This is a genomic window from Demequina soli (assembly GCF_000971195.1).
Taxonomy (GTDB): Bacteria; Actinomycetota; Actinomycetes; order Actinomycetales; family Demequinaceae; genus Demequina; species Demequina soli.
Genome location: NZ_BBLZ01000003.1, coordinates 484,098 through 505,744, shown reverse-complemented (window position 1 = coordinate 505,744; position 21,647 = coordinate 484,098). Strand labels below are relative to the sequence as shown.

The window sequence follows — 21,647 nt, the reverse complement described above, 5'->3', positions numbered from 1 at the left end:
GGAGGAACGACGACATGGCACCACAGGTCACCGATCGCATCTTGAGCGCGGACACGTCGATGGGAGCGGTGACGCTCCGGGTCGGCGACCTCGAGGGGATGTCGGGCTACTACACCCAGGCGTTCGCGATGGCGCCGCTCGAGGAGGCGGTCCGGGGGCGCGAGGTCCATCGCGTGCTCGGCCGCGGCGAGACGCCGCTCGTGCGCCTCATCCACACGCCGGACCTGCCCGGCGTCGACCCGCGGCAGGCGGGGCTGTTCCACACCGCCTTCCTGTTCGACACCCCGGAGAGCCTCGCGGCGACCGTCTACCGCGCCGCGCAGGACCCGCGCAGCCGCTTCGCCGGCTCGAGCGACCACCTGGTGAGCGAGGCGTTCTACTTCACCGATCCCGAGGGCAACGGCGTCGAGCTGTACACCGACCGTCCCCGCGCCACGTGGCGCCGCGTGGGCAACGCGATCGCGATGGACACGATCTACCTCGACCCCAACCTCTACCTCCAGCGTCACCTCACCGAGGAGACCGTCGCGGCGGGGCCGTCGCTGGCCGGCGCCGTGGGCCACGTCCACCTGCAGGTGGGCGACGTCGCGACGGCGAGGGATTTCTACGTCGACGCGCTCGGATTCGAGACCACGCAGGCCGACTACCCGGGCGCGCTGTTCGCCTCGGCCGGCGGCTACCACCACCACATCGCGATGAACGTGTGGAACAGCCGCGGGGCCGGCCCGCGCGCCGCGAGCCTGGGCCTGGGCGACGTGTCCATCACCGTGCCGTCGCGCGCGGACCTCGACGCGCTGGGCGTGCGCCTGAGCGAGCGGCGCATCCCGTTCGCCGCGGACGGTCGCTCCGTCACGGTGACCGACCCGTGGGGCACGCAGGTCACCCTCGCGCTGCCCGACCTGTCGACCGACGAGCTGCTCGCGCGATGACCGTGATCGCCACGGCGCTGCGGTCGACGCCGGAGCCCGCCGACGCATCGTCCCCCGTGCTGGTGCTGCTGCACGGGTTCGGCTCCCACGAGGGCGACCTCGTGGGTCTGGTGCCGCACCTGGGCGCGCGCATGCCGTGGGCGTCGCTGCGCGGGCCCATCGCCGCGGGCGTCGGCGCCGCGTGGTTCCCCATCGTGCGGCCCGGCAGTCCGGACGAGGCGCCCGTGGTCGAGGCGACCGAGGCGATCTGGGCCTGGATCGACGCGCAGCTCGGCGCGGACGCGCGCGTGGTGCCGCTGGGCTTCTCCCAGGGCGGCCTCATGGCGAGCCAGCTGCTGCGCACCCGGCCCGAGCGCGTCCCCGCGGCCGTGGTGCTCGGCGGGTTCGTGCTGGGCGCGCCCCAGCCGGGCGACGCTGCCCTCGCGGCCTCCCCGGTGCCCGTGTTCTGGGGCCGCGGTGCCGAGGACCTGGTGATCGCGCCGCACGCCATCGAGCGGACCGCGGCCTTCCTGCCGGGGCACTCCGCGCTCGACGAGCGCGTGTATCCCGGGCTCGCGCACGGGATCGACGCGGCCGAGCTCGCGGACGTGCGCGCGTTCCTCGCCTCGGTGGTCCCGGTCGTGGAGCCGGCGGGCTGACCCGGCGCGCGTTGCGGGTCAGGCGCCGATCGTGTCGATCGCCTCGATGAGGCGGGCGCGCAGTGCCGCTCCCCGTGCCGCGAAGTCGCGCTGCCGCGTCGCGTACTCGCGCTTGCCCTCGGCCGTCTCGACCGCGATCGCCTCGAGGCCGTACGCCGAGACGTCGTAGGGCGAGGCCTGCATGTCGACCCGGCGCACCTCGAGCGCGAGCGCGAACGCCTCGAGCTGAAGGCTCGACGGGATGACCGGGGCGAGCTTGGCCGCCCACTTGTACAGGTCCATGGTCGCGTGGAGGCAGCCGGGCTGCTCGAGCGCGACCTGCGTCTCGCGCGTGGGCTGCAGCCGGTTGAGCGGGACGGCGTCCGGTGTGAAGAAGCGGAACGCGTCGAAGTGGGAGCAGGCGATCGGGTGGGACTCGACCACCGCATCGGTCCCCGCCTGGCCCAGGCGCAGCGGCAGGGGATGCCGGATGTCGTCCCCGGCGCGGTAGGCCATCGCCCACTCGTGCAGGCCGAAGCAGCCGAGCCGCGCCGGACGGTCGGCGGTCGCGCGCAGCAGCCGGCCGATGTGGTCCACAGCGGTCCCGCGCGCCTCCATGAAGGCCGGGACATGCACCTGGGTGCGACCCGCATCGGTCCGGTAGAAGCGCCACCCGGCGTGCTCGGGCGCATCCTCGAGCACCACGCCGGGACCGGGATGCCAGCGCCGCAGGTGCGCCGGGCGGGTCGCGTAGTACTCGAACAGGAAGTCCTCGATCGCGTGGCTCTCGCCGCGCGCCCGGCGCTCGCGGTGGCCCGCGGTGAGGGCGTCGGCGGCCTGGGCATGGGCGTCCGCGAGCGGCTGCCACTCCGCGCGCGCGAGCGTGGGGGAGCCGAGGATGGTCATGGCGTCCATTGTCACCCGCGCGCGGAACGCCGCGTTCAGCGGCACCCGCCGACCTGCCACTCTTGTCCCGTGCCCCACGACTCCCGCGCCGCCGCCCTCGCGCCGTTCCTGGTCCTCGTGGGCCTGCTGTGCCAGGAGGCGGGCGCCGCCGTCGCGGTGATGGTGTTCCCGCAGGCCGGCCCGGTCGGCATGGTGGCGCTGCGCCTGCTCTTCACCGCGGTGATCATGCTCGTCATCGCGCGGCGGACCCTGCGCGGGGCCGTGCGCGCGCACTGGCGCATCGTCCTGGGGTACGGCCTGGCGCTCGGCGTGATGAACGCGCTGTTCTACCTGGCGATCGCGCGCATCCCGCTCGGCATCGCCGTCACCATCGAGGTGCTCGGCCCGCTCACGCTCAGCGTGATCGCGAGCCATAGCCTGCGCGGACTGGTGTGGGCGCTGATCGCGGCGGCCGGAGTGGTGCTGCTGGGCGGCACCGCGCACGGCCTCGACCTCGTGGGCGTCGCCTTCGCCGCCGGTGCGGCCGCGCTGTGGGCGGTCTACATCCTCATGGCGCGCGCCGCCGGCGCCGCGATGCCGGGCCTCACGGGGCTCGCGCTCGCCACGAGCGTCGGCGCCATCCTTACGGTGCCGGCCGCGCTCGCGACGGTCGGCGGCGCGCTGCTCGACCCGCGCATCCTCGCCCTGGGACTCGCGGTCGCGGTGCTGTCCTCGGCGATCCCGTACGGCATCGAGATCTCCGCGCTGCGGCACATGCGTGCCGAGACCTTCGGCATCCTCATGGCGCTCGCCCCCGCGCTCGCGGCCCTCACCGGCCTGGCGCTGCTGGGCCAGGCGATGACGGTGACCGTCGCGCTGGGCATCGTGCTCGTCACGGTCGCCGGCGTCGGTGCGGTGCGCACGGCGCCGCGGCCGGCCCGCGTCGAGACGGTGGACGATGCGGCGATCCCGCCCTCGCCCGCCTGACCCGGCGTGCGGTGCCGGTCAGTCGTGGCTGGACACGAGCGGCCCGTCGAGCCCGTGCTCGAGCGGCAGGGCCTCGAGGCCGTGGTCCCGCAGCGACGCGGCGAGAGCGCCCGGGCCCGAGACGTACAGCGAGTCCGAGTAGCCGGGCGCGGCGATGAGGTAGCTGCCATCCGCCGGGATCACGGCGACGGGGAAGCGCGGCGCGTGCGGTCCGGCAAAGCTCACGAGCGCGTCGAGCGTGAGTCCGCGCGCGCGCGCGTGGACGCCGTCCTCCCACCGCACGCCCGCGGGCGATTCCGGGATGCGTCGCGCGCCCAGCGCAGCCCAAGCGTCCTCGTCCGCGTAGACGCACCATCCGATGAGGTCGACGTCCTCGCGCAGCCCGACGTCGCGGATGGCCGCGACGAGCCGTCGGCACGTCTCCGCGTCGACGTCTCCGAACGAGTAGTTCTGGTCGTGGTCGAGTTCGTCCAGTGCGACCTCGGCGGTCAGCGCCACGCCCACCCGCGCGGCGAGGTCGGACCACGCAGCGCCCTCGCGATGGGGGAGCAGCACGCGGCTCACGGTCTGCGTCGACTCGAGCGCGAGGTGGCGAACCGTGGAGAGGTCCCGCGAGATGCCGGGCCACGCCTGCGACTCGTCGTCCAGGCGCAGCTCGGTTCGGGCCGGCGCCGGCCCGTGCGTGAGGCGGTCCCACCAGGCGGCGAGGCGGGTCCGCGGTCCGCGTCCGTCCGAGTCCATGCCGCGACCGTAACACCCCTGGTCAGCCGCCGATCCGGAACTCCCCGATCGCCGTGACGCCATCCAACTCGTAGACCGGGATCGTCGTGGTCCCCGACTCGTGCGCCTCCTGCCGCGCGAGCGCCTCCTCCGGGGTCGAGGGGTCCGCGCCGGTCGCCGCATCGAGGTCCTCCCGGCGGATGTAGCCGGCGCTCCCGTTGGTCGCGATGGCGGCGATCAGGTCGGGGTCGGCGCCGAACGCGTCGGTGCCGTAGGTCTCGCCGTTCGCGTTCGTCGCGAGGGGCACGGGCTCGAGGGAGACGTACGCCGCCGACATCGTCCAGCGTGCACCCGGGATGGTCCTCACGGTGATCTCGCCGTCGGTGAGCTCCTCGAGGCGCAGCTTCCCGCTCGTGTGCGAGGTGCCCGCGTCGATGTCCGCCGCGGTGCACCGGACGGTGGTGCCCATCGAGCCGATCACGAAGTTCCCGGCGGAGAGGCAGTCGAAGTCGAACGAGACGCCCTCGGCGTCAGCCGGCGCCGCGCCGAGGCGGAGCGCCCCGTTTCCGGTGCCGGTCGCCTCGACCGCTCCGGCCACGTTGGTCGCGACCTCGCCTCCGGGCAGGGCCAGCAGCTGCGCGGCGGCCGCGCCGGTCCCGACCACGACGAGCAGCGCTGCGCCGCCGACGATCCACCGCCGCCCGCCGCGCGCCCAGCGCCGCCGCGGCGCGGTCGCCTCGACCAGCGCGCGTCGCAGCCCCGCCGCGAAGACCGGGTCCATCACGTCAGCCATGGCGTGCCTCCTGCGCGTCTCCGGCGGGGTCGAGGTCGGGCAGCGCGTCGCGCAGTGTCGCCCGGGCCCGGGACAGCCGCGTCTTCGCCGCTCCCACGGACAGGCCGGTCGCTGCGGCCGCCTCCGCGACCGAGCACCCCTCGAGCACGGTCAGGGCGACGAGGGCGGCCGTGCCGGACGGCAGGGCGCGCAGCGCCTCGGCGAGTCGGGGGTCGACGTGGTCCAGCACCGCCCCGTCGAACTCCGCGCGGTCCGCCGCCGACTCGGCGGGTGCCTCGCGGGGCAACGCGGCGATCAGGGCGCGGTAGCGGCGCCCGCTGCGTCGCACGTTGCGCGCCGCGTTCGTGGTGGTGACGAGCAGCCAGGCGAGCACGCTGCCGTCGACCACCCGTACCCGAGCCCGCACCCTCCACAGCTCGAGGAAGGCGATCGCCGAGGCGTCCTCCGCATCGTGCCGGTCGCCGAGGAGCCGCAGCGCGTGCCGGTAGACGCGCTGGCCGTGCAGGTCGAAGATCTGTGCGAGGGCGTCGCCGTCACCGGCGCGCGCCGCGTCCCACAGCCTCGCCTCGTCGCCCCCCGATGCGCTCACAACCAGGAGTGTCCGGCACGGGCGGGAAGGTTACGTGTCAGCCGCGCGGGCCTGCGGCGGACTCCCCGATCGGGGCGTGCGGGAGGTCGCCGACCGCTACCGGCGTCGCGCCGGGGGAGCGCCAGACGGTCTCGCCGGCGACGATGCCCGGCTCGAGGAGTCCCGCGAACGCACCGTCGGGTGACACGAGCTCCGGCCACCCGCGCCCCAGCTCGTCGACGACCCAGTCCTGGACCTCGCTCACCAGCTCCACCAGGTCGGGGCCGCCATCGGATCGGGCGCCGATGGACTTGGCGCGCCCGGGCAGCACCATGACGAACCCGTCCGTGCCGAAGGCCTCGGGGGCGTCCCCGTCGCCGAGGATCCACTCGCGTCGGCGCGGGTCGTAAAGGGACAGCTCGAGTGCGAGGCCCGACGTCGCGACGTCGCGCGAGAGGTCGTCCGAGAAGGACCGCAGAGATTCCATCGCCCTGATCCGCTTCACATGATCCGACATTGCATCGTGAACACGAGCACGGTGGTGCCGGATCGGTGCACCGTGCCCGAGATCCGAAGGATCGCACCACTGGCCCGGCGCGCGGTGGCCGCGGCGACGCTGCCGTGAGGCGCGTAGTACTGAACCTTGGCATCGTAACGCTTGCCGCCGACGAAGACTTCGACCTCGTACCTGGTCCCCGAGTAGGCCGCATTGGGGTAAGTGCCCCACTGCAGCGAGGCGCCGCGGGTGCGTTGCTGGATGGTGAAGCTGCCGTAGTGCGACGGCGCCACGTAGTGGTGGCAGCTGGAGATCGGCGGCGAGATCTCGATCGACCGGCATCCCGTCGCGCCGGCGAGCAGCGCCAGCACGACGAGGAGGGCTCGCCATCGGAGGGTTGAGGTGCGCATGCGAGCGGTCCTTGCTCGAGGCTTCGGCGGATGTCTCCGAGGCCGCGTCGCGGCCTGAACAGCACCTTTGCTCCGAGTGGCGCGGCGTGGAAGGGCGGGGCGGCTTCTGTGGATAACGCGCCTAGCGCGCGCCCTCCTCCCACCAGCGCAGCACGCGCAGCGCCCGCAGCGTGTTCCACCGCGAGGGCCGCCCGTCGCCGTGCTCCATCACGAACGGCACCTTCCCGCGGTGCGTGTTCTCGAGCGACCACGTGCCGACCGACGAGCGCCGCGCGCGCAGCATGTCGATCGCCTCGCCGGCCCTCGCATCGGGCTCCGCGCCGGACTCGCGCAGGTGCTCGAGCGCGCGCAGCACGTCGTAGTGCCAGTAGGTGGGGAAGGAGAAGCGCTGGTAGGCCGGGTCCACGACCTCGCCCGTGGTGCGGCGGAACATGAGCCTGCGCGCGAGCAGGTAGTCCTGGCCGTCCTCGAGGCACTGGCCCGCGAACGGCGGCAGCGCGCCGTGCTGGCGGCGATGCGCGGTGAGGGCCTCGAGCGCGCCGATGGTCGAGTGGAAGCTCGACCTGCGGGATCGCCATGGGGGCTCGCAGTTCCAGCCGCCGTCGTCGCGGCGGTCCCCGACGAGCCTTCCGACGGGCGCGGTCATGTCGTGGCCGAAGTACGCGCCGATCGAGATCGCCGTCGACAGCGAGCACGCCTCGCTCTCGCCGTCGAGGAACGGTTGGTCGCCGTCCTCCCACCGCACCGAGGCGAACGCGCGCTCGGCCGCCTCGCGCACGGGGTGCGCGTCGGGGTCCGCGCCCATCAGGGTGAGGAGCAGCAGCACGTGCGCGGTCGAGGTCCACGGCTGGCCCTCGGCGGGCTCGTCGTCGAGTGAGGGGTACCAGGCGCCGCCGGCCCAGCTGCCATCCTCGCGCTGCAGCGACAGCAGGCGGGCGCCCCAGCCCTCGCGGGCGACGCGGGCGCGCTCGTCGACCACCTCGATGGGGTCGGCGTCGAGGAGGTCGCGCATCGTCTGCCAGCGGATCGCGGGATCGCCGGCCATGAGCCAGTCGGCGACGCTCACGCCGGGACCTCCCTGGGCGACGGGCTCGTGGGCATGCCGCGCACGGCGGAGTCGCCGGCGGCATCGGAGGCGACGGTGAGGACCCGCTCGAGCGGGCCCTGGCCGAGCCCGACCCGCCTCCACGCCCACGCGCCCGCGAGCAGCGCCGCCTCGAGCGCCACGAGCGCGACGTTCGACGGCTCGTAGACCATCGCCGAGCCCACGAATGCGATCACGATCACCTGCACCGTGTACGCGGTCAGCGCCATCGATCCCAGCGCCTCGACGGGGCTCAGCAGGGTCCGCGCGCGCGGAGCGGCCCAGCAGCACGCCGCGATGACCGCGACCGCGACACCCGCGTTGTGCGTCATCTCGACCGGCGTGTAGGAGTGCGCGACCAGCCCGGTGACCTCACCGCCGCCCGCGACGAGGCTCACCGTGACCGTCGCGAGCGCCACGCTCAGGCCGGCGGCCGCCAGCCATGCCTGGACACGGCCTGACGTCAGCGCGAGCCGCCCGACCGCGACGCCGAGGAGTACGTAGCCGATCCACGCGAGCGCGGGGTAGTGGAGGCTCCACAGCCGCCCGACGACGGGCATGGTCTCCCACCACCCGTCGGGGCGCACGGCGAGCACGACGACCCGGCCGACGGCGAGCGCGAGGCCCGCGCCGGCGAGCAGCACCCACGACGGCGCCCGCAGCAGGGGGAGCGCCATGAGCATCATGAGGCCCAGGTTGACCAGGATGATGTCGACCCCCGTCGAGAGCGTCACGAGGATGCCGCCCAGGAGCACGAGCAGCCCCGCCCGCGTGGCCACCCGGGCCCGCGTGCGGCGGACGGCCCGCGCATCGTGCCGGCCGCCGGCGTGCGCGAGCATGAGCGACATCGTCACCCCCGCGAGCACCGCGAACAGCGCCGACGGGCGCCCGTGCGCCGCGACGAGCCACGGCCACGGCTCGCCGTCGCCGCGCTCGCCGTCGGCCCCCACGTGCGCCGCGACCATCCCGAGCACCGCGAGGCCGCGCGCCACGTCCAGCCCCGCGACGCGCGCGGCGGTCACGCGGGCACCCCGGCGCGGTCGAGCAGGCCCATCGCCCAGATGTAGTGGCCGCCCAGGCACTCGTGCGCGACGGACGCGAGCCGGTCGCCCCCGAGCCAGGGGAACGCGTCGGGGGAGGTGAGCCGCGCATCGTCCACCGCGCGCACGGTCGCGACCGCCTGGCCGTGGGACGCGACCAGCGCGGCGCGGGCGTCGTCGTAGGAGAGGTGACGATGCGCGTCGTGGAGGGCCGCGTTGAGCTCGCCGAGCGTGGCCCACGTGTAGCCCTCGGCGGGGTAGGCGGGGGTGCGGCCGGCGGCGTCCTCCGCGACCCATCCGGTGAGCAGGACGTGCCACGCGTGCAGGTGGGCGAGCACGTCGGCGACGCGGTGGTCGCGCTCCACGGCGGAGATGTCGGCATCGGGCGCTGCGTCGGTGCGGGCGAGCAGGCGGGCGAGGCCTTCCTCGGCGCTCGCGACGATGCGGTCGGCTGCCTCTCCCATGCCGCCCATCGTAGGCACCGGGTCCGACGGACAAGAGGGCCGGCAACGGGCGCGCCACCCTCGAACCACTAGGCTGGAGCCCATGCGCATCGCCCGTTTCACCACCGGATCCGAGCCCAGGTACGCGATCGTCGACGGGGAGGCGGGGGCCGAGGAGCTCGTGGTCCTCACCGGCGACCCGATGTACACCCCGGGCACCGTCACCGGCGAGCGGATCAAGCTGACCGACGAGGTCCGCCTGCTCGCGCCCGTCATCCCCCGCTCCAAGGTGGTCTGCCTGGGCCGCAACTACGCCGAGCACGCCAAGGAGCTGGGCAACGAGGTCGACGACCTGCCGCTGCTGTTCCTCAAGCCCAACACCGCCGTGGTGGGTCCGGACGACCCGATCGTCCTGCCGCACTACGCGGAGGACGTCCAGCTCGAGGCGGAGCTCGCGATCGTCATCTCGCGCGTGTGCAAGGACGTCTCCCCGGAGAACGCCGAGCAGTACATCTACGGCTACACGTGCGCCAACGACGTCACGGCGCGCGACGTCCAGCGCCAGGAGAAGCAGTGGTTCCGCGGCAAGGCGTTCGACACGTCGCTGCCGCTCGGACCGTGGATCGAGACCGAGCTCGCGCACGACGACGTCCGCGTCGTCGGCCGGATCAACGGCGCCGAGGTCCAGAACGGCCACACCGGCGACATGATCACGGACGTCGCGACCGTCGTGTCGCTCGTGTCCGAGGTCACCACGCTGCTGCCCGGCGACGTCATCCTCACCGGCACGCCCGCCGGCGTCACCACGATCAACCACGGCGACGTGGTCGAGGTCGAGGTCGAGGACATCGGCGTCCTGCGCAACCCCGTCATCCGGCGCTCCTAGCGGCGCCCCCGGCGCGACCGTGCGCCGCCCACCCCCGCATCGTCCCGTCCCAAGGAAGTTCATATGAGCAAGGTCCGCGTCCGCTTCTCCCCGTCGCCCACCGGCCTGCCCCACGTGGGCATGGTCCGCACGGCGCTGTTCAACTGGGCGTACGCCCGTCACACCGGCGGGGACATGGTGTTCCGCATCGAGGACACCGACGCCGAGCGCGACTCGCAGGAGAGCTATGAGATGCTGCTCGACGCGATGAGCTGGATGGGCATCGACTACGACGAGGGCCCCGAGATCGGCGGCCCCTACGGCCCGTACCGCCAGTCGCAGCGCCACGACCTCCACGCCGAGGTGGTGGAGAAGCTGGTCGAGGGCGGCTACGCGTACGAGTCCTTCTCGACGCCCGAGGAGATCGAGGCGCGCCACGTCGCGGCCGGCCGCAACCCGAAGCTCGGCTACGACGGCTTCGACCGCGACCTCACTGACGAGCAGAAGGCGGCGTTCCGTGCGGAGGGACGCGAGCCCGTGCTGCGCATGCGCATGCCCGACGAGGACATCACCATCCAGGACCTCATCCGCGGCGAGGTGATCTTCCCCGCCGGCACGGTGCCGGACTACGCGATCGTGCGCGCCAACGGTGTCCCGCTCTACACGCTCGTCAACCCCGTCGACGACGCGCTCATGAAGATCACCCACGTGCTCCGCGGCGAGGACCTGCTGTCCTCCACGCCCCGCCAGGTGGTGCTGTGGCGCGCGATGGTCGAGCTGGGCATCGCGGACGCCGTGCCGGCCTACGCGCACATGCCGATGGTGCTCGGCGAGGGCACCAAGAAGCTCTCCAAGCGCGACCCCGAGTCGAACCTGTTCCACCACCGCGACCGCGGCTTCCTGCCCGAGGGGCTCCTCAACTACCTCGCGCTGCTGGGCTGGTCGATCGGTCCCGACCGCGACGTGTTCACCGTGTCCGAGATGATCGAGGCGTTCGACATCGCGAACGTCAACCCCAACCCCGCGCGCTTCGACCTCAAGAAGGCCGAGGCGATCAACGCCGAGCACATGCGCATGCTGCCGGTGGGCGAGTTCGCCACGCGCGTGGTGCCGTACCTCCACGCCGCCGGGCTGCTGTCCTCCGCCGACGTGCAGAACCTCACCCCGAACGAGGAGCAGATCCTCGCCGAGGCCGTCCCGCTGGTGCAGACCCGCATGACGCTGCTGGGCGAGGCGCCGGGCATGCTCGGCTTCCTGTTCGTGGGGGACGATGCGCTGGTGGTCGAGGAGGCCGCCCTCGCCAAGCTCCCGGAGAACGCCGCGGACATCCTCGATGCGTCGATCGAGGTGCTCGAGGGCCTCGAGGACTTCTCGCCCGAGGCGCAGCAGGAGGCGCTTCGCGTGAAGCTGGTCGACGAGATGGGCATCAAGCCGCGCTTCGCGTTCGGCCCGCTGCGAGTCGCCGTCACCGGCCGCCTCGTGTCGCCGCCGCTGTTCGAGTCCATGGAGATCCTGGGCAAGGACCACGCGCTGGCGCGCCTGCGCAGCCTGCGCGCTTCCCTCTGACCCTGCGGTTCGGGACGCTCAGTCCTCGGTTCTCGGCGTTTCGCTCCGTTTCGGGACGCTCAGTCCTCCGCGCCTGGCCCGGCCGCGGGGCGCGCTCTCGCCCGGCCGCGGGCGCGCTCTCGCCCGGCCGCGGGCGCGCTCTCGCCCGGCCGCGGGCGCGCTCTCGCCCGGCCGCGGGCGCGCTCTCGCCCGGCTCGCAGCCGGGCGAGGACTGAGCGTCCCGAGATCGCGATCGAGCCGGATTCTTGAGGACTGAGCGTCCCGACCCGGGGGAGCGGGAGCCTAGGCTGGCGCGCATGGCGCCTGAGATCCGCGGAGTCCTGTTCGACGTCGACGACACCCTCGTCGACACCCGCGGGGCGTTCCGCCACGCGCTCGCGTCGGTCGCGGTCGACTACCTGGGCGACGTCGACCACGACGCGCTGCTGCGCGTGTGGCGCGAGGACGTCAACGGCTGGTACCGCGCCCACACGCGCGGTGAGATCAGCCACCGCGAGCAGCGCCATCGCCGCGCCAACGACCTCCACGCCCTGTTCGGCGGGCCCTTCCTCGACGCCGAGGCCTACGACGCGTGGGACGGCGCCTTCGAGCGCCACTTCCAGGACGGCTGGGCCGCGCACCCGGACGCCGCGCCCGCGCTCGACGCGCTCGACGCCGCCGGGCTGCCGTACGGCGGCCTGTCCAACGCGGCCCACGACTACCAGGTGATGAAGCTCGCCGCGTGCGGGCTGTCGCGCATGCCGATGCTCGTCGGCGTCGACGAGCTCGGCGTCGGCAAGCCGGATCCGCGCGTGTTCGCGCTCGCATGCGAGCGGCTCGGGATCCCGCCGGAGCAGGTCGCGTACGTGGGCGACGAGTTCGACGTCGACCCGCTGGGCGCCGTGCAGGCCGGGCTGGGTTTGGGCGTGTGGATCGAGCGCCCCGGCGCGCACTCGCGCGACGCCGACGGGCTGTGCGGCGAGGGGGAGCCGCGCGACGGCCTCGTGCGGGTCGCGTCGCTCGCCGACCTGCCGGCGGTGCTGGGGTTGTAGCGCGTCAGGCGTCGCGCGCGGCGCTCGCCTCCCACGAGGTGGCGAGCGAGCCCATCGCACGCGCCCAGCGGTCGTAGATGTCCTCGGGCACGGCATCGCCGGAATAGCCCGCGAGCATCATGTACCGCACGAGTGCCGCCAGCAGCTCTCCGCAGAGGGCCGCGTCGGACTCGCCTGCGAAGTGCTCGATCGTCTCGCGGCGGATGCCCTCGGCCACCTCGTTGGACGACTCGACCGCGAACCGCCGCACCGCCGGCACGTCCATCAGCGACGCGCGCAGCTGGTGCCGGGCGCGTCGCTGCCCGTCGCCCGCAGCGTCCGGCGGTTCGACGAGCACCATCTTGACCGCCGTCAACGGGTCCATGTCCCGCAGCGCCGCGGCGAAGGCGCGCGGAAGCTCGCCGTAGGCGATGCGCGAGAACAGCACCGCCTCCTTGGTGCGGAAATAGCGGTGGAACGTGCGCGGCGAGACACCCGCGCGGTCGGCGATCTGCTCGATCGTGGTGTCGGCGAGCCCCTGCTCGCCGATGAGCTCGGTGCCCGCCCGCTGGATCGCCAGGTAGGCCATCACCTTCTTCCTGTCGCGCAGGGTGGTGGCATAGGGGTCGATCGCGGTGGTCTCGCTGGTCATAGGCCATTGTTTCCCCACGTACGTACCGCCTGGTGAACATCCGTGGGCGAGTTCACCGGCTCGTCACCCAAGGTTCGTCATTTCGTGGCACTTCTGTCAAATGGCAGTCATGTCACTTCGCCATAGTCGGCGACATGCACCACGAACCCGCCCTGACCTGGGCCTTCAATGCCCGTCCGATCATGACGATCGGCGACAAGCGCATCGTCCGCTCCGCCGCTCCCGAGTTCCGCACCCCCGAGCTGAGCGACCCGCCCGCCGACGTCTGCTGGATCGACCTGCGCAGCGAGCACGAGCGCGTCGACGCCGCATGGCTGGGCGAGGGCTGGACCCGCGTGCACATCGACCTGGTCCCCGGCGCGGCCGCGGTCAAGCCGGGCACCCACGCGTACGACATCACCGAGATCGACTTCGGCGCGATGTACATCCAGATGGTCGCGAGGGCCCAGGCCGGCTTCGCCCGCGTCGTCACCGCCGTCGCGGAGGCCGAGGGCGACGTGCTCGTCGCCTGCGCGGGAGGCCGCGATCGCACGGGCCTGGTGTCGGCGATGCTCCATGACCTCGCGGGATGGTCGCGCGAGGACATCCTCGAGGACTACCGCCGCACCAACGACCAGGGCGCCGGCCTGTCCGACGCCATGGTCGAGGCCGGGATCATCTCCGCCGAGATGCTCGACCGCATGCCCTTCGACGTGGACGTCGAGGACCTTGCGCGTGCCCTCGACGTCATCGACCAGCACGGCGGCACCCGCCGCTACCTCGAGCAGGGCGGTGCCAGCGCCGCGACCCTCGACCACCTCTCGCTGTCCCTCACCACCCGCTAGACCCCCTAAGAGAAGGAACACGTCACGATGCACTCCACCCTGAAGCTCGCCGGCATCGGCGCGCTCACCGCGGGCCTCGCGATCACGCTCGCCGCCTGCTCGACCGCCGAGCCGGGCGACGGCGCCAGCCGGTCCGCCTCCGCCGCCGAGTCCGCGGTCGCGCAGCCGGTCGACGGCGGCACGATCGTCTACGGCCTCGACCGCGACATCACCTCGCTCGACCCGGCCTCGGGCGCGATCTCCTCCCAGACCGTCCAGTCGGTCGCGAACTCGATCTTCGACGCGCTCATGCAGTACGACGAGAACGGCGACCTCGTGCCGTTCCTCGCCGAGTCCTTCGAGGCGACCGACGACACGTCGTCGGAGTGGCTGCTCACGCTGCGCGACGGCGTCACCTTCTCCGACGGCAGCCCGCTCGACGCCACCGCCGTGATCTCCCACATCACCCGCGAGGGTGCCGAGGAGACCTCGGCGTCCCGCGCCACGGTCGCCACGATCGCCGCCATGGAGCCCGTGTCCGACACTCAGGTGAGGTTCACCCTCGTCGCGCCCAACGCGTCGTTCCCGCAGTACTTCACGCGTGACCTGGGCCAGATCGCCTCGACCACCGCGCAGGACGAGTTCGGCTTCCCGCTCGGCTCGGGCCCGTACGTCACCACGGCGTACTCGGCGGGTACCGGCATCACCATGACCAAGCGTGCCGACTACTGGGGTGAGGCGGCACACGCCGACACCGTCGAGTTCAAGGTCCTGCCTGACGCGGACTCGCGCTACCAGTCGCTGGTCTCCGGCGCGGTCGACGCCATCTGGTCCGAGGTCCCCAGCCAGTTCACGGGCGCCGAGGGCGACGGGCTCGTCTCCGCCACCGGCCACTCGGCGACGTCGTTCGGCCTGTTCAACTCGCACGCGGCCCCGTTCGACGACGTCGAGGCGCGCAAGGCGGTCGAGCTCGCGATCGACCCCCAGGCGCTGCTGGCCGTCGCGAACGACGGCACGGGCGCCGTCTCGACGAGCGTCCTGCAGAGCACGTCGGGCTACGACATCACCGACCCGCAGCCGGCGTACGACCCGGCGGCGGCCAAGGCGATCGTCGACAAGATCGGCGGCTTCGAGTTCTCGTACCTGACCGACGGTCGCGGCGAGGCCAAGGCGCGGGCCGAGGCGATGCAGCAGATGCTCGCCGAGGTCGGCATCACCATGACGATCCAGTCCTCGGACATGGCGACGTGGGGCGCCGCGCTGTACTCGGGCGACTACCAGATGCTCGACTTCACCACCTCGCTGTTCGGCAACATCGACACCAACCTGTCGATGCTCGTGGGCACCGGCGGCCTCGCCAACTTCATGGGCTACTCGAACGCCGACGTCGATGCGCAGCTCGCCGAGCTCGCGGGGGAGACCGACCACGACGCACGCGGCGTGCTCCTCAACTCGATCGCGGCCCAGGTGTGGGACGAGGCCCCGCTGGTGATGTACACCGAGAACCTCGCGGGCGTGATCTACAACCCCGAGACCCTCCAGGGCGTCGAGGACTTCACGAACCGCCCGCAGGTGTCCATCCAGACCCGTCTGATGTGGCACGCCGCGTAATGATCCACTTCGTGGCGCGACGGGGAGTCAGGGCGCTCGGCGTCCTGCTCCTCGTCGCGGTCCTCGCGATGTCGACGCCGCTGCTGCTGCCCGGCTCGCCCGCCCTGGCCGTGCTCGGCCTCGAGGCCAGCGACGCGGACATCGCCGCCTTCAACGAGAGGTACAACCTCGGCGCGGATCCGTTCACGCGCCTGTGGAACTGGGTGACCGCGCTGCTGCACGGCGACCTGGGCACCTCCATCGTGACGGGGTCGGCCGTGACCGATCAGCTCGCCGAGCGTCTGCCCGTCACGCTCGAGCTGGTCGTCGTGTCCCTCGCGCTCGCGCTCGTCATCGCCGTGCCTGTGGCCCTGCGCGCCGCGTGGCGTCCCGGCTCGGTCCTCGACCGCGTCTCCCAGTCGCTCGCCTTCGTGCTGCTGTCCATGCCCGGCTTCGTGCTCGGCATGCTTCTCATCTACGTGTTCGCGGTCAGCCTCAAGGCGCTGCCGGCGACGGGCTGGGTGCCGTTCGCGGAGGACCCCGTCGAGCACCTCGCCCACCTGGTGCTGCCCGTGGTGACGATGGCGTTGGCGGAGGCCGCCGTGTACCTCCGCGCACTGCGCGCCGACGCGGACGACGTGCTCGGCAGCACCTACATCCACGCCGCCCAGGCGCGAGGCATGCGCCCGTCCCGGCTGCTGCTCGCCCGCGCGCTGCGCCCGGCGTCCCTGCCCCTGGTGACCCTCGTCGGGCTCAACCTGGGCATGGCGCTCGGCGGCACGCTCGTCGTCGAGACGATGTACGCCATCCCCGGGATGGGGCGCTACGTCGCGACCGCGATCGGCCAGCGCGACTACCCGGTCATCGAGAGCACCACGATCATCCTGGCGGCCGCCATGGTGGTCGCCACGCTCCTCGTCGACCTCAGCTACCGACTCATCGACCCGAGGATCGCCCATGACGCTCGCCACTAGGGCACCCGCCGACGCCCCCGCCCCGGCACCCGCGCCGGCCGCCGCCTCCGCCGCAGCGCCGCACGCCTCGGCCGGCGTGGCCGCCGCGGTGCGCGCCACCAGGAGGAGGCGCCGGGCCGACGCGACGGCCACCACCGTCGCGGCCGTCTGGCTCGCCGTGCTCGCCGTCCTCACGCTCGTGTCGATCGCGACGCCGCTGCTCGACCCGTACTTCCAGGACTTCACCGCCGCGAAGCTCGGGCCGAGCCTGGCCCACCCGTTCGGCACCGACGGCAACGGCCGCGACGTGTTCGCGCGCACCGTCGCCGGCGCTCAGAACTCCCTGGTGGTGGCGGTCATCACGCTCGCGGTGGGCGCGGTCGGCGGGACGCTCATCGGCGTCGCCGCCGGCTACTTCCGCGGCGCGCTCGACAACGTCATCGGCTTCCTCATCGACGTCGTGCTCGCGGTCCCGGCCCTCATCCTCATCATCACCATCGTGAGCTTCCGCGGCCCTTCGATCGTGAGCATCGGCTCGACGATCGGCCTGCTCATGGTGCCTGCGTTCGCCCGCGTCACACGGTCCATCGCCCTGACCGTGCGCGAGCGCGACTACGTCAAGGCGGCCCTGCTCATCGACACGCCCACGCCCAGGATCCTCGTGAGGTCCGTGCTGCCCGCGGTCGCGCCGGCGCTCGTGTCCTACGCGTTCACCGCGATGACCGCGGCGATCGTCGCGGAGGGTTCGCTGAGCTTCCTCGGGTACGGCCTCGCCGCGCCCGCGCCCTCCTGGGGCGGCATCATCGCCGAGGGCCGGTCCGACCTGGCCACGGCGCCCTGGATCACCCTCGCTCCCGCGTTCGCGCTGGCCGCCACCGTCATGGCGATCACGACGATCGGCGAGCGTGTGAAGGAGAGGTACTCATGACCGCCACCGCATCGGAGACCCTCGCGCTCGAGGTCCGCGACCTCGAGGTCAACTTCGTGTCGGGGGAGACCGTCACGTACGTGCTCGAGGGGGTGTCGCTTGACGTCCGCCAGGGCGAGGCGGTCGGCATCGTCGGCGAGTCCGGCTCGGGCAAGTCAGTGTTCGCCCGCACCATCCTTGGAATCCGGCCGCGCGGCAGCGTCGTCGACATCCACGGATCGATCCGCGTCGCCGGCGCCGACCAGCTCGCGGCCACCGACGCGGAGATCCGCTCCCGCGCGGGCGACCTCGCGTCGATGATCTACCAGGACCCCATGAGCTCGCTCAACCCGACCGTTCGGGTGTGGCGGCAGATCGTCGAGGCGATCACCAACCGTCGGCGCGTGCGCCGAGACGATGCGCGGGCGCAGGCGGTCGAGCTGCTCCGGTCCGTCGGGGTGCCCGACCCCGAGGCGCGCGCGATGGCGTACCCGGGAGAGTTCTCCGGCGGCATGCTCCAGCGCGTGGGGATCGCCGCCGCGATCGCCTCCCACCCGGACCTGCTGCTTGCCGACGAGCCCACCACGGCGCTCGACGTCACGGTGCAGCGCCGGGTGCTCGACCTGCTCGACGACGTCCGCGCGGCGTCGGGCATGGGCCTCGTCCTCGTCACCCATGACCTGGGCCTGCTCGCCGACCGCACCGATCGCACCGTCGTGATGTACGCCGGCCGGATCATGGAGACCGGGCCCACCGGCATCGTCGCCTCCACCCCGGCCCACCCGTACACCCGCGGCCTGCTGGCCGCGATCCCACGGCTCAGCGGCCCGATCCAGCGCGAGCTGCCCGCGATCGGCGGCAGCCTGCCGCCGCTGAGCGCGCCCCGCGCGGGCTGCCCGTTCGCGGCCCGTTGCCCCGTGGTGCAGGAGCGATGCTTCACCGAACGACCACCCGCGGTGACCGTCGCCGACGGGCACACCGCCCACTGCTGGGCGGTCGCCGACGACCAGGAGGCCTCCCGATGACCGAGTCCACCATCGCAGCCGAGGACATCCCCGTCCTCGAGGTGACGGACCTCGAGGTCCGCTTCGGATCCGGCGGCGCGACCGTCTACGCCGTCAACGGCGTGAGCCTCTCGATGCGCGCGGGGGAGACCCTCGCCCTCGTCGGGGAATCGGGCTCGGGCAAGTCGACCATCGCCAAGGCCGTCGTGGGCCTCGTCGAGCCCGCCGCCGGTGAGGTGCTGCTGCGTGGCCGGACCCAGGCCGCGCAGCGCGTGCACCGCGACAAGGCCACGCGCGCGGACATCCAGATGGTGTTCCAGAACCCCGTCGGGTCCCTCAACCCGTTCATGACGGTCGAGCAGAACATCGCGGAGCCGCTGCGCAACCGCGGCGTCGGCAAGGCGGAGCGGGGTGCGCGCGTGCGGGAGCTGCTCGACATGGTCGGGCTCGACGCGGACACGGTGGGCGCCCGCAGGCCGGGGCAGATCTCCGGTGGCCAGGCGCAGCGCGTGTCGATCGCGCGTGCGCTCGCGACCGAGCCCGCCGTGCTCATCGCCGATGAGGCGGTGTCCGCGCTCGACGTGTCGGTGCAGGCCACGGTCCTCAATGTGCTGCGCCGCATCGTCGACCAGCAGAACGTCGCCATGCTGTTCATCTCTCACGACCTCGCCGTCGTGCGCAACGTCAGCGACACCGTCGCGGTGCTCCACCTGGGCCAGCTGTGCGAGATCGGCCCGACGGAGGCGGTGCTGTCCGCACCGGCGCACCACTACACGGCCGCGCTGCGCGCCGCCGTGCCCGAGCCGGGCGTCCCGCTGGGCGACCCGGGCATGACCGACGCCGACCCGCCCTCGCCACGCATCAAGCCCACGGGCTGCTCGTTCCGCGACCGCTGCCTGGCCGCCACCGCGCTGTGCGCCGCGGAGCGCCCGGCGCTCACCATGGTCGGCCCCGACCGCGGCGTCGCGTGCCACCACCCGCTCGAACGCGCCGCCCGCGCCGCCGACCCCGTCCCCTCGACCCTAGGAGCACCCGCATGACCACCGACCTGTCGGCCGCGCCCTACGCGCTCGCCCCGGACCAGCAGGCATGGGTGCGCGACCGTGTCGCCGCGATGCCCCTCGAGGCCAAGGTGGGGCAGATGTTCGTCGCCCACGCCGAGCTCGACGACGACTCCGTGGCGCTGGTGCGCCGCTTCCAGCTCGCCGGCGTGCGACCGGGGAGCGGGACCGCGGACGAGGTCGCGGCGTTCGTCGACCGCCTCAACGCCGCCTCCGACATCCCGCTGCTCGTCGGCGCGAACCTGGAGTTCGGCGGTGACGGCGCGGCGAAGGACGGCACGCTCATCGGAGCGCCGCTGCAGTGCGTGGCGACCGGCGACACCGCCACGGCGGAGGACCTCGGTCGCGTGTGCGCCGTCGAGGGGCTCGCGGCGGGGACCAACTGGGCGTTCGCGCCGGTCGCCGACATCCACCTGAACTGGCGCAACTCGATCGCGTCCCACCGGGCGTTCGGCGACACGGCCGAGGACGTCGCCGCGTATGCGGCGGCCTATCACCGCGGCGCCGCGGCGGGCGCGGCGGGCCTGGGATTCGCGACGTGCGCGAAGCACTTCCCGGGCGATGGGGTGGACGAGCGCGACCAGCACCTCGTCGCCACGGTCAACACCCTCGACGCGGGGGAGTGGCGCGCGACCTTCGGGCGCGTCTACGGCGCGCTCATCGAGGCCGGCGTGCCGACCATCATGGTCGGCCACATCGCGCAGCCCGCGATCACCCGGCAGCTGCTCGGCGACGATGCGCCGATCCGGCCGGCGACGCTCGCCCCCGAGCTCGCGACCACGCTGCTGCGCGACGAGCTCGGCTTCAACGGCGTCACCGTGACCGACGCGACCCACATGGTGGGCTTCACCAGCCAGGGCCGTCGCGAGGACCTGCTGGTCGATTCCGTGGTCGCGGGCTGCGATCTGCTGCTGTTCCTCCGCGACGCGGAGGCCGATGTCGAGGCGGTGCTCGCGGGCGCGCGGGACGGACGCATCGCGGCCGAGCGGGTCGACGAGGCGGTCACGCGCGTGCTCGCGCTCAAGGTCGCGATGGGGCTGTGCGGGCCCGGCGCGGTCGCGCACGAGCGGCCCCGGGTGGATCGCGCGGTGCACCGCGCGATCGGCGAGGACGTCGCTCGCCGCTCCGCGACCCTGGTGATCGACAAGGGCGTCCTGCCGCTGCGTCCGGAGACGCACCGCCGCGTGCGGCTCATCGTCAACTCGGAGCTCGCGGGCAATGCCGAGTTCCCGATCCCGATCGAGCACCTGCCGCTGACCCGGTGGATGGCGGCCGACCTGGAGCGCCGCGGCTTCAAGGTCTCGTTCCCCGAGCCGCTGCCGCCGGTCCGCAGCCTCGGGGACTACATGCGCGTGGTCGCCGAGGGCAACGTCGCGGTCGAGGGTGCGTTCGACGCGGCCGTCGTGGTCGCGCACTACGTCGGCGGAGGGGTGCAGTCGACGGTGTCGCGCCTGCGCTGGCCGATGGCGCTCGGGCCCGCCGCCCCGTGGTGGGCGGGCCAGGTCCCGACGGTGTTCGTGTCGTTCGGCGTGCCCACGCATCTTGCCGACGTTCCGATGGTCGGCGCGCTGGTCAACTGCTACACGCCGAGCGAGGCCGCCGTGCGGGCGGCCGTCGACGGCATCGTGGGCGCGGAGCCGTTCCTCGGCACCGCCAACGCGAACGCGTGGTGCGGGCTGGTGGACGTCATCTGACTCGCGGCCGCGCGCCCCGTCCGGGACGGACGGCGGCGCGCGGCCATCGCGGCTCCCGCGCGCTCCCGGCGTACGGTGAGCCCATGGTGAGGCGCGTCGCGGTCGTGATGATCGCATCGTGCCTGCTCGCGGGCTGCGCGGGCGGCGACGAGACCCAGGCGGGCTACCTCGCCTCGCAGGGCGGGATCGGCGCCATCCCCGGGGCGCGGGTCGAGTTCCACGGCACCGTCACGGCGCTCGCCAACGGGTGCCTCATGCTCGCCCGCGACAACGGCACCCAGCCGTGGATCGTGTGGCCACCGGGGACGATGCCGGGGTCGGGCGGGTCCGCCGACGTGGACGGCGTGCTGTTCGCGGACGGCGACGCGGTCACCGCGATCGGGACCGTCGCGGTGCTCGCGGACCTGCCCGGCGGCGGCCACGACGACACGTACTATGGGCTGCTCGGCCACTACTGCGACGGCGACGCCGCGGGGGTGGCGGTGCTCGACTCCATCCGGCACGCGGCCGGATGAGGCGATTTGGTTTCTCGCCGGGCGTCGGGTAGAGTTGTTTCCCGTTCCGCTGGAA

At 73.2% G+C, this 21,647-nt stretch carries 24 protein-coding genes; 14 read left to right on the top strand and 10 right to left on the bottom strand.

The genetic code is table 11. The features are described 5' to 3' along the window. The first annotated feature begins 14 nt into the window (after positions 1-14). The gene (locus tag AOM04_RS08975) at positions 15-929 is read left to right on the top strand and encodes a VOC family protein (protein ID WP_062464411.1); all 915 of its coding nucleotides are present in this window, start codon (positions 15-17) and stop codon (positions 927-929) included. After that, a complete protein-coding gene (locus tag AOM04_RS08970; protein WP_062464410.1) occupies positions 926-1,567 on the top strand; it encodes an alpha/beta hydrolase in 642 nt (213 codons plus the stop codon). The genes AOM04_RS08975 and AOM04_RS08970 overlap by 4 nt, the downstream gene beginning before the upstream one ends. Before the next feature lie 18 nt (positions 1,568-1,585). On the opposite strand, the gene AOM04_RS08965 is transcribed toward AOM04_RS08970, so the two are convergent. Beyond that, complete coding sequence (locus tag AOM04_RS08965) at positions 1,586-2,452, bottom strand: hypothetical protein (RefSeq protein ID WP_062464409.1); 867 nt, start codon at positions 2,450-2,452, stop codon at positions 1,586-1,588. A 69-nt stretch (positions 2,453-2,521) separates the two neighbouring features. Here AOM04_RS08965 and AOM04_RS08960 point away from each other — a divergent pair, with 69 nt between their 5' ends. Further along, positions 2,522-3,418 (top strand): EamA family transporter, encoded by an 897-nt coding sequence (locus AOM04_RS08960; RefSeq protein ID WP_062464408.1) that lies wholly within the window; start codon positions 2,522-2,524, stop codon positions 3,416-3,418. Between the two features lie 18 nt (positions 3,419-3,436). Here AOM04_RS08960 and AOM04_RS08955 read toward each other — a convergent pair whose 3' ends face one another. The 8 genes from AOM04_RS08955 to AOM04_RS08920 form a co-directional block, all read right to left on the bottom strand. Further along, positions 3,437-4,159, bottom strand: coding sequence for a hypothetical protein (locus AOM04_RS08955; protein WP_062464407.1), 723 nt, complete (start codon positions 4,157-4,159; stop codon positions 3,437-3,439). A 22-nt stretch (positions 4,160-4,181) separates the two neighbouring features. Beyond that, on the bottom strand, positions 4,182-4,931 hold the full coding sequence (locus AOM04_RS14565; RefSeq protein WP_062464406.1) for a hypothetical protein: 750 nt from the start codon (positions 4,929-4,931) through the stop codon (positions 4,182-4,184). Then, complete coding sequence (locus tag AOM04_RS08945) at positions 4,924-5,520, bottom strand: RNA polymerase sigma factor (RefSeq protein ID WP_062464405.1); 597 nt, start codon at positions 5,518-5,520, stop codon at positions 4,924-4,926. The genes AOM04_RS14565 and AOM04_RS08945 overlap by 8 nt, the downstream gene beginning before the upstream one ends. Before the next feature lie 37 nt (positions 5,521-5,557). Continuing rightward, on the bottom strand, positions 5,558-5,986 hold the full coding sequence (locus tag AOM04_RS08940; protein WP_062464404.1) for a hypothetical protein: 429 nt from the start codon (positions 5,984-5,986) through the stop codon (positions 5,558-5,560). Between the two features lie 14 nt (positions 5,987-6,000). Then, entirely contained in the window at positions 6,001-6,405 is a 405-nt protein-coding gene (locus AOM04_RS08935; RefSeq protein ID WP_062464403.1) for a hypothetical protein, read from the bottom strand. 121 nt (positions 6,406-6,526) lie between these two features. Next, a complete protein-coding gene (locus AOM04_RS08930; protein ID WP_082104520.1) occupies positions 6,527-7,471 on the bottom strand; it encodes a prenyltransferase/squalene oxidase repeat-containing protein in 945 nt (314 codons plus the stop codon). After that, positions 7,468-8,511 (bottom strand): heparan-alpha-glucosaminide N-acetyltransferase domain-containing protein, encoded by a 1,044-nt coding sequence (locus tag AOM04_RS08925; RefSeq protein ID WP_062464402.1) that lies wholly within the window; start codon positions 8,509-8,511, stop codon positions 7,468-7,470. The genes AOM04_RS08930 and AOM04_RS08925 overlap by 4 nt, the downstream gene beginning before the upstream one ends. Then, positions 8,508-8,993, bottom strand: a complete 486-nt coding sequence (locus tag AOM04_RS08920) for a ClbS/DfsB family four-helix bundle protein (protein ID WP_062464401.1) — start codon at positions 8,991-8,993, stop codon at positions 8,508-8,510. Before AOM04_RS08920 ends, AOM04_RS08925 begins: the two co-directional genes overlap by 4 nt. Positions 8,994-9,075: 82 nt before the next feature. Between AOM04_RS08920 and AOM04_RS08915 the strand changes: the two genes are divergently transcribed. The 3 genes from AOM04_RS08915 (at position 9,076) to AOM04_RS08905 (ending at position 12,434) form a co-directional block, all read left to right on the top strand. After that, positions 9,076-9,858 (top strand): fumarylacetoacetate hydrolase family protein, encoded by a 783-nt coding sequence (locus AOM04_RS08915; RefSeq protein ID WP_062464400.1) that lies wholly within the window; start codon positions 9,076-9,078, stop codon positions 9,856-9,858. A gap of 63 nt (positions 9,859-9,921) precedes the next feature. After that, positions 9,922-11,403 carry a glutamate--tRNA ligase gene (gene gltX, locus AOM04_RS08910; RefSeq protein ID WP_062464399.1) on the top strand — a complete coding sequence of 494 codons (1,482 nt, stop codon included), beginning with the start codon at positions 9,922-9,924 and terminating at the stop codon, positions 11,401-11,403. 296 nt (positions 11,404-11,699) lie between these two features. Further along, positions 11,700-12,434 (top strand): HAD family hydrolase, encoded by a 735-nt coding sequence (locus tag AOM04_RS08905; RefSeq protein WP_062464398.1) that lies wholly within the window; start codon positions 11,700-11,702, stop codon positions 12,432-12,434. A 4-nt stretch (positions 12,435-12,438) separates the two neighbouring features. Here AOM04_RS08905 and AOM04_RS08900 read toward each other — a convergent pair whose 3' ends face one another. Beyond that, positions 12,439-13,065, bottom strand: coding sequence for a TetR/AcrR family transcriptional regulator (locus AOM04_RS08900; RefSeq protein ID WP_062464397.1), 627 nt, complete (start codon positions 13,063-13,065; stop codon positions 12,439-12,441). A 134-nt stretch (positions 13,066-13,199) separates the two neighbouring features. Between AOM04_RS08900 and AOM04_RS08895 the strand changes: the two genes are divergently transcribed. From AOM04_RS08895 to AOM04_RS08860, 8 genes are all read left to right on the top strand, one after another. Next, positions 13,200-13,889, top strand: a complete 690-nt coding sequence (locus AOM04_RS08895) for a tyrosine-protein phosphatase (RefSeq protein ID WP_062464396.1) — start codon at positions 13,200-13,202, stop codon at positions 13,887-13,889. Between the two features lie 27 nt (positions 13,890-13,916). Then, a complete protein-coding gene (locus AOM04_RS08890) occupies positions 13,917-15,479 on the top strand; it encodes an ABC transporter substrate-binding protein (protein ID WP_062464395.1) in 1,563 nt (520 codons plus the stop codon). An 11-nt stretch (positions 15,480-15,490) separates the two neighbouring features. Then, positions 15,491-16,432, top strand: a complete 942-nt coding sequence (locus AOM04_RS08885; protein WP_169816428.1) for an ABC transporter permease — start codon at positions 15,491-15,493, stop codon at positions 16,430-16,432. Then, positions 16,416-17,339 (top strand): ABC transporter permease, encoded by a 924-nt coding sequence (locus AOM04_RS08880; RefSeq protein ID WP_062464393.1) that lies wholly within the window; start codon positions 16,416-16,418, stop codon positions 17,337-17,339. Before AOM04_RS08885 ends, AOM04_RS08880 begins: the two co-directional genes overlap by 17 nt. Further along, positions 17,336-18,343: an ABC transporter ATP-binding protein gene (locus AOM04_RS08875; protein WP_062464392.1), complete on the top strand. Its 1,008-nt coding sequence runs from the start codon at positions 17,336-17,338 to the stop codon at positions 18,341-18,343. Before AOM04_RS08880 ends, AOM04_RS08875 begins: the two co-directional genes overlap by 4 nt. Then, complete coding sequence (locus AOM04_RS08870) at positions 18,340-19,362, top strand: ABC transporter ATP-binding protein (protein ID WP_062464391.1); 1,023 nt, start codon at positions 18,340-18,342, stop codon at positions 19,360-19,362. Before AOM04_RS08875 ends, AOM04_RS08870 begins: the two co-directional genes overlap by 4 nt. Next, positions 19,359-21,077 (top strand): glycoside hydrolase family 3 N-terminal domain-containing protein, encoded by a 1,719-nt coding sequence (locus AOM04_RS08865; protein WP_062464390.1) that lies wholly within the window; start codon positions 19,359-19,361, stop codon positions 21,075-21,077. Before AOM04_RS08870 ends, AOM04_RS08865 begins: the two co-directional genes overlap by 4 nt. 83 nt (positions 21,078-21,160) lie before the next feature. After that, on the top strand, positions 21,161-21,592 hold the full coding sequence (locus AOM04_RS08860; RefSeq protein WP_062464389.1) for a hypothetical protein: 432 nt from the start codon (positions 21,161-21,163) through the stop codon (positions 21,590-21,592). Positions 21,593-21,647: the final 55 nt, after the last annotated feature.

Bases quoted from the DNA above. Each gene is read 5' to 3' on its own strand.
- AOM04_RS08975 (WP_062464411.1), top strand. From the start codon at position 15: ATGGCACCACAGGTCACCGATCGCATCTTGAGCGCGGACACGTCGATG.
- AOM04_RS08970 (WP_062464410.1), top strand. From the start codon at position 926: ATGACCGTGATCGCCACGGCGCTGCGGTCGACGCCGGAGCCCGCCGAC.
- AOM04_RS08965 (WP_062464409.1), bottom strand. From the start codon at position 2,452: ATGACCATCCTCGGCTCCCCCACGCTCGCGCGCGCGGAGTGGCAGCCG.
- AOM04_RS08955 (WP_062464407.1), bottom strand. From the start codon at position 4,159: ATGGACTCGGACGGACGCGGACCGCGGACCCGCCTCGCCGCCTGGTGG.
- AOM04_RS14565 (WP_062464406.1), bottom strand. From the start codon at position 4,931: ATGGCTGACGTGATGGACCCGGTCTTCGCGGCGGGGCTGCGACGCGCG.
- AOM04_RS08940 (WP_062464404.1), bottom strand. From the start codon at position 5,986: ATGGAATCTCTGCGGTCCTTCTCGGACGACCTCTCGCGCGACGTCGCG.
- AOM04_RS08935 (WP_062464403.1), bottom strand. From the start codon at position 6,405: ATGCGCACCTCAACCCTCCGATGGCGAGCCCTCCTCGTCGTGCTGGCG.
- AOM04_RS08920 (WP_062464401.1), bottom strand. From the start codon at position 8,993: ATGGGAGAGGCAGCCGACCGCATCGTCGCGAGCGCCGAGGAAGGCCTC.
- AOM04_RS08915 (WP_062464400.1), top strand. From the start codon at position 9,076: ATGCGCATCGCCCGTTTCACCACCGGATCCGAGCCCAGGTACGCGATC.
- gltX (WP_062464399.1), top strand. From the start codon at position 9,922: ATGAGCAAGGTCCGCGTCCGCTTCTCCCCGTCGCCCACCGGCCTGCCC.
- AOM04_RS08905 (WP_062464398.1), top strand. From the start codon at position 11,700: ATGGCGCCTGAGATCCGCGGAGTCCTGTTCGACGTCGACGACACCCTC.
- AOM04_RS08900 (WP_062464397.1), bottom strand. From the start codon at position 13,065: ATGACCAGCGAGACCACCGCGATCGACCCCTATGCCACCACCCTGCGC.
- AOM04_RS08895 (WP_062464396.1), top strand. From the start codon at position 13,200: ATGCACCACGAACCCGCCCTGACCTGGGCCTTCAATGCCCGTCCGATC.
- AOM04_RS08890 (WP_062464395.1), top strand. From the start codon at position 13,917: ATGCACTCCACCCTGAAGCTCGCCGGCATCGGCGCGCTCACCGCGGGC.
- AOM04_RS08880 (WP_062464393.1), top strand. From the start codon at position 16,416: ATGACGCTCGCCACTAGGGCACCCGCCGACGCCCCCGCCCCGGCACCC.
- AOM04_RS08875 (WP_062464392.1), top strand. From the start codon at position 17,336: ATGACCGCCACCGCATCGGAGACCCTCGCGCTCGAGGTCCGCGACCTC.
- AOM04_RS08870 (WP_062464391.1), top strand. From the start codon at position 18,340: ATGACCGAGTCCACCATCGCAGCCGAGGACATCCCCGTCCTCGAGGTG.
- AOM04_RS08865 (WP_062464390.1), top strand. From the start codon at position 19,359: ATGACCACCGACCTGTCGGCCGCGCCCTACGCGCTCGCCCCGGACCAG.
- AOM04_RS08860 (WP_062464389.1), top strand. From the start codon at position 21,161: ATGGTGAGGCGCGTCGCGGTCGTGATGATCGCATCGTGCCTGCTCGCG.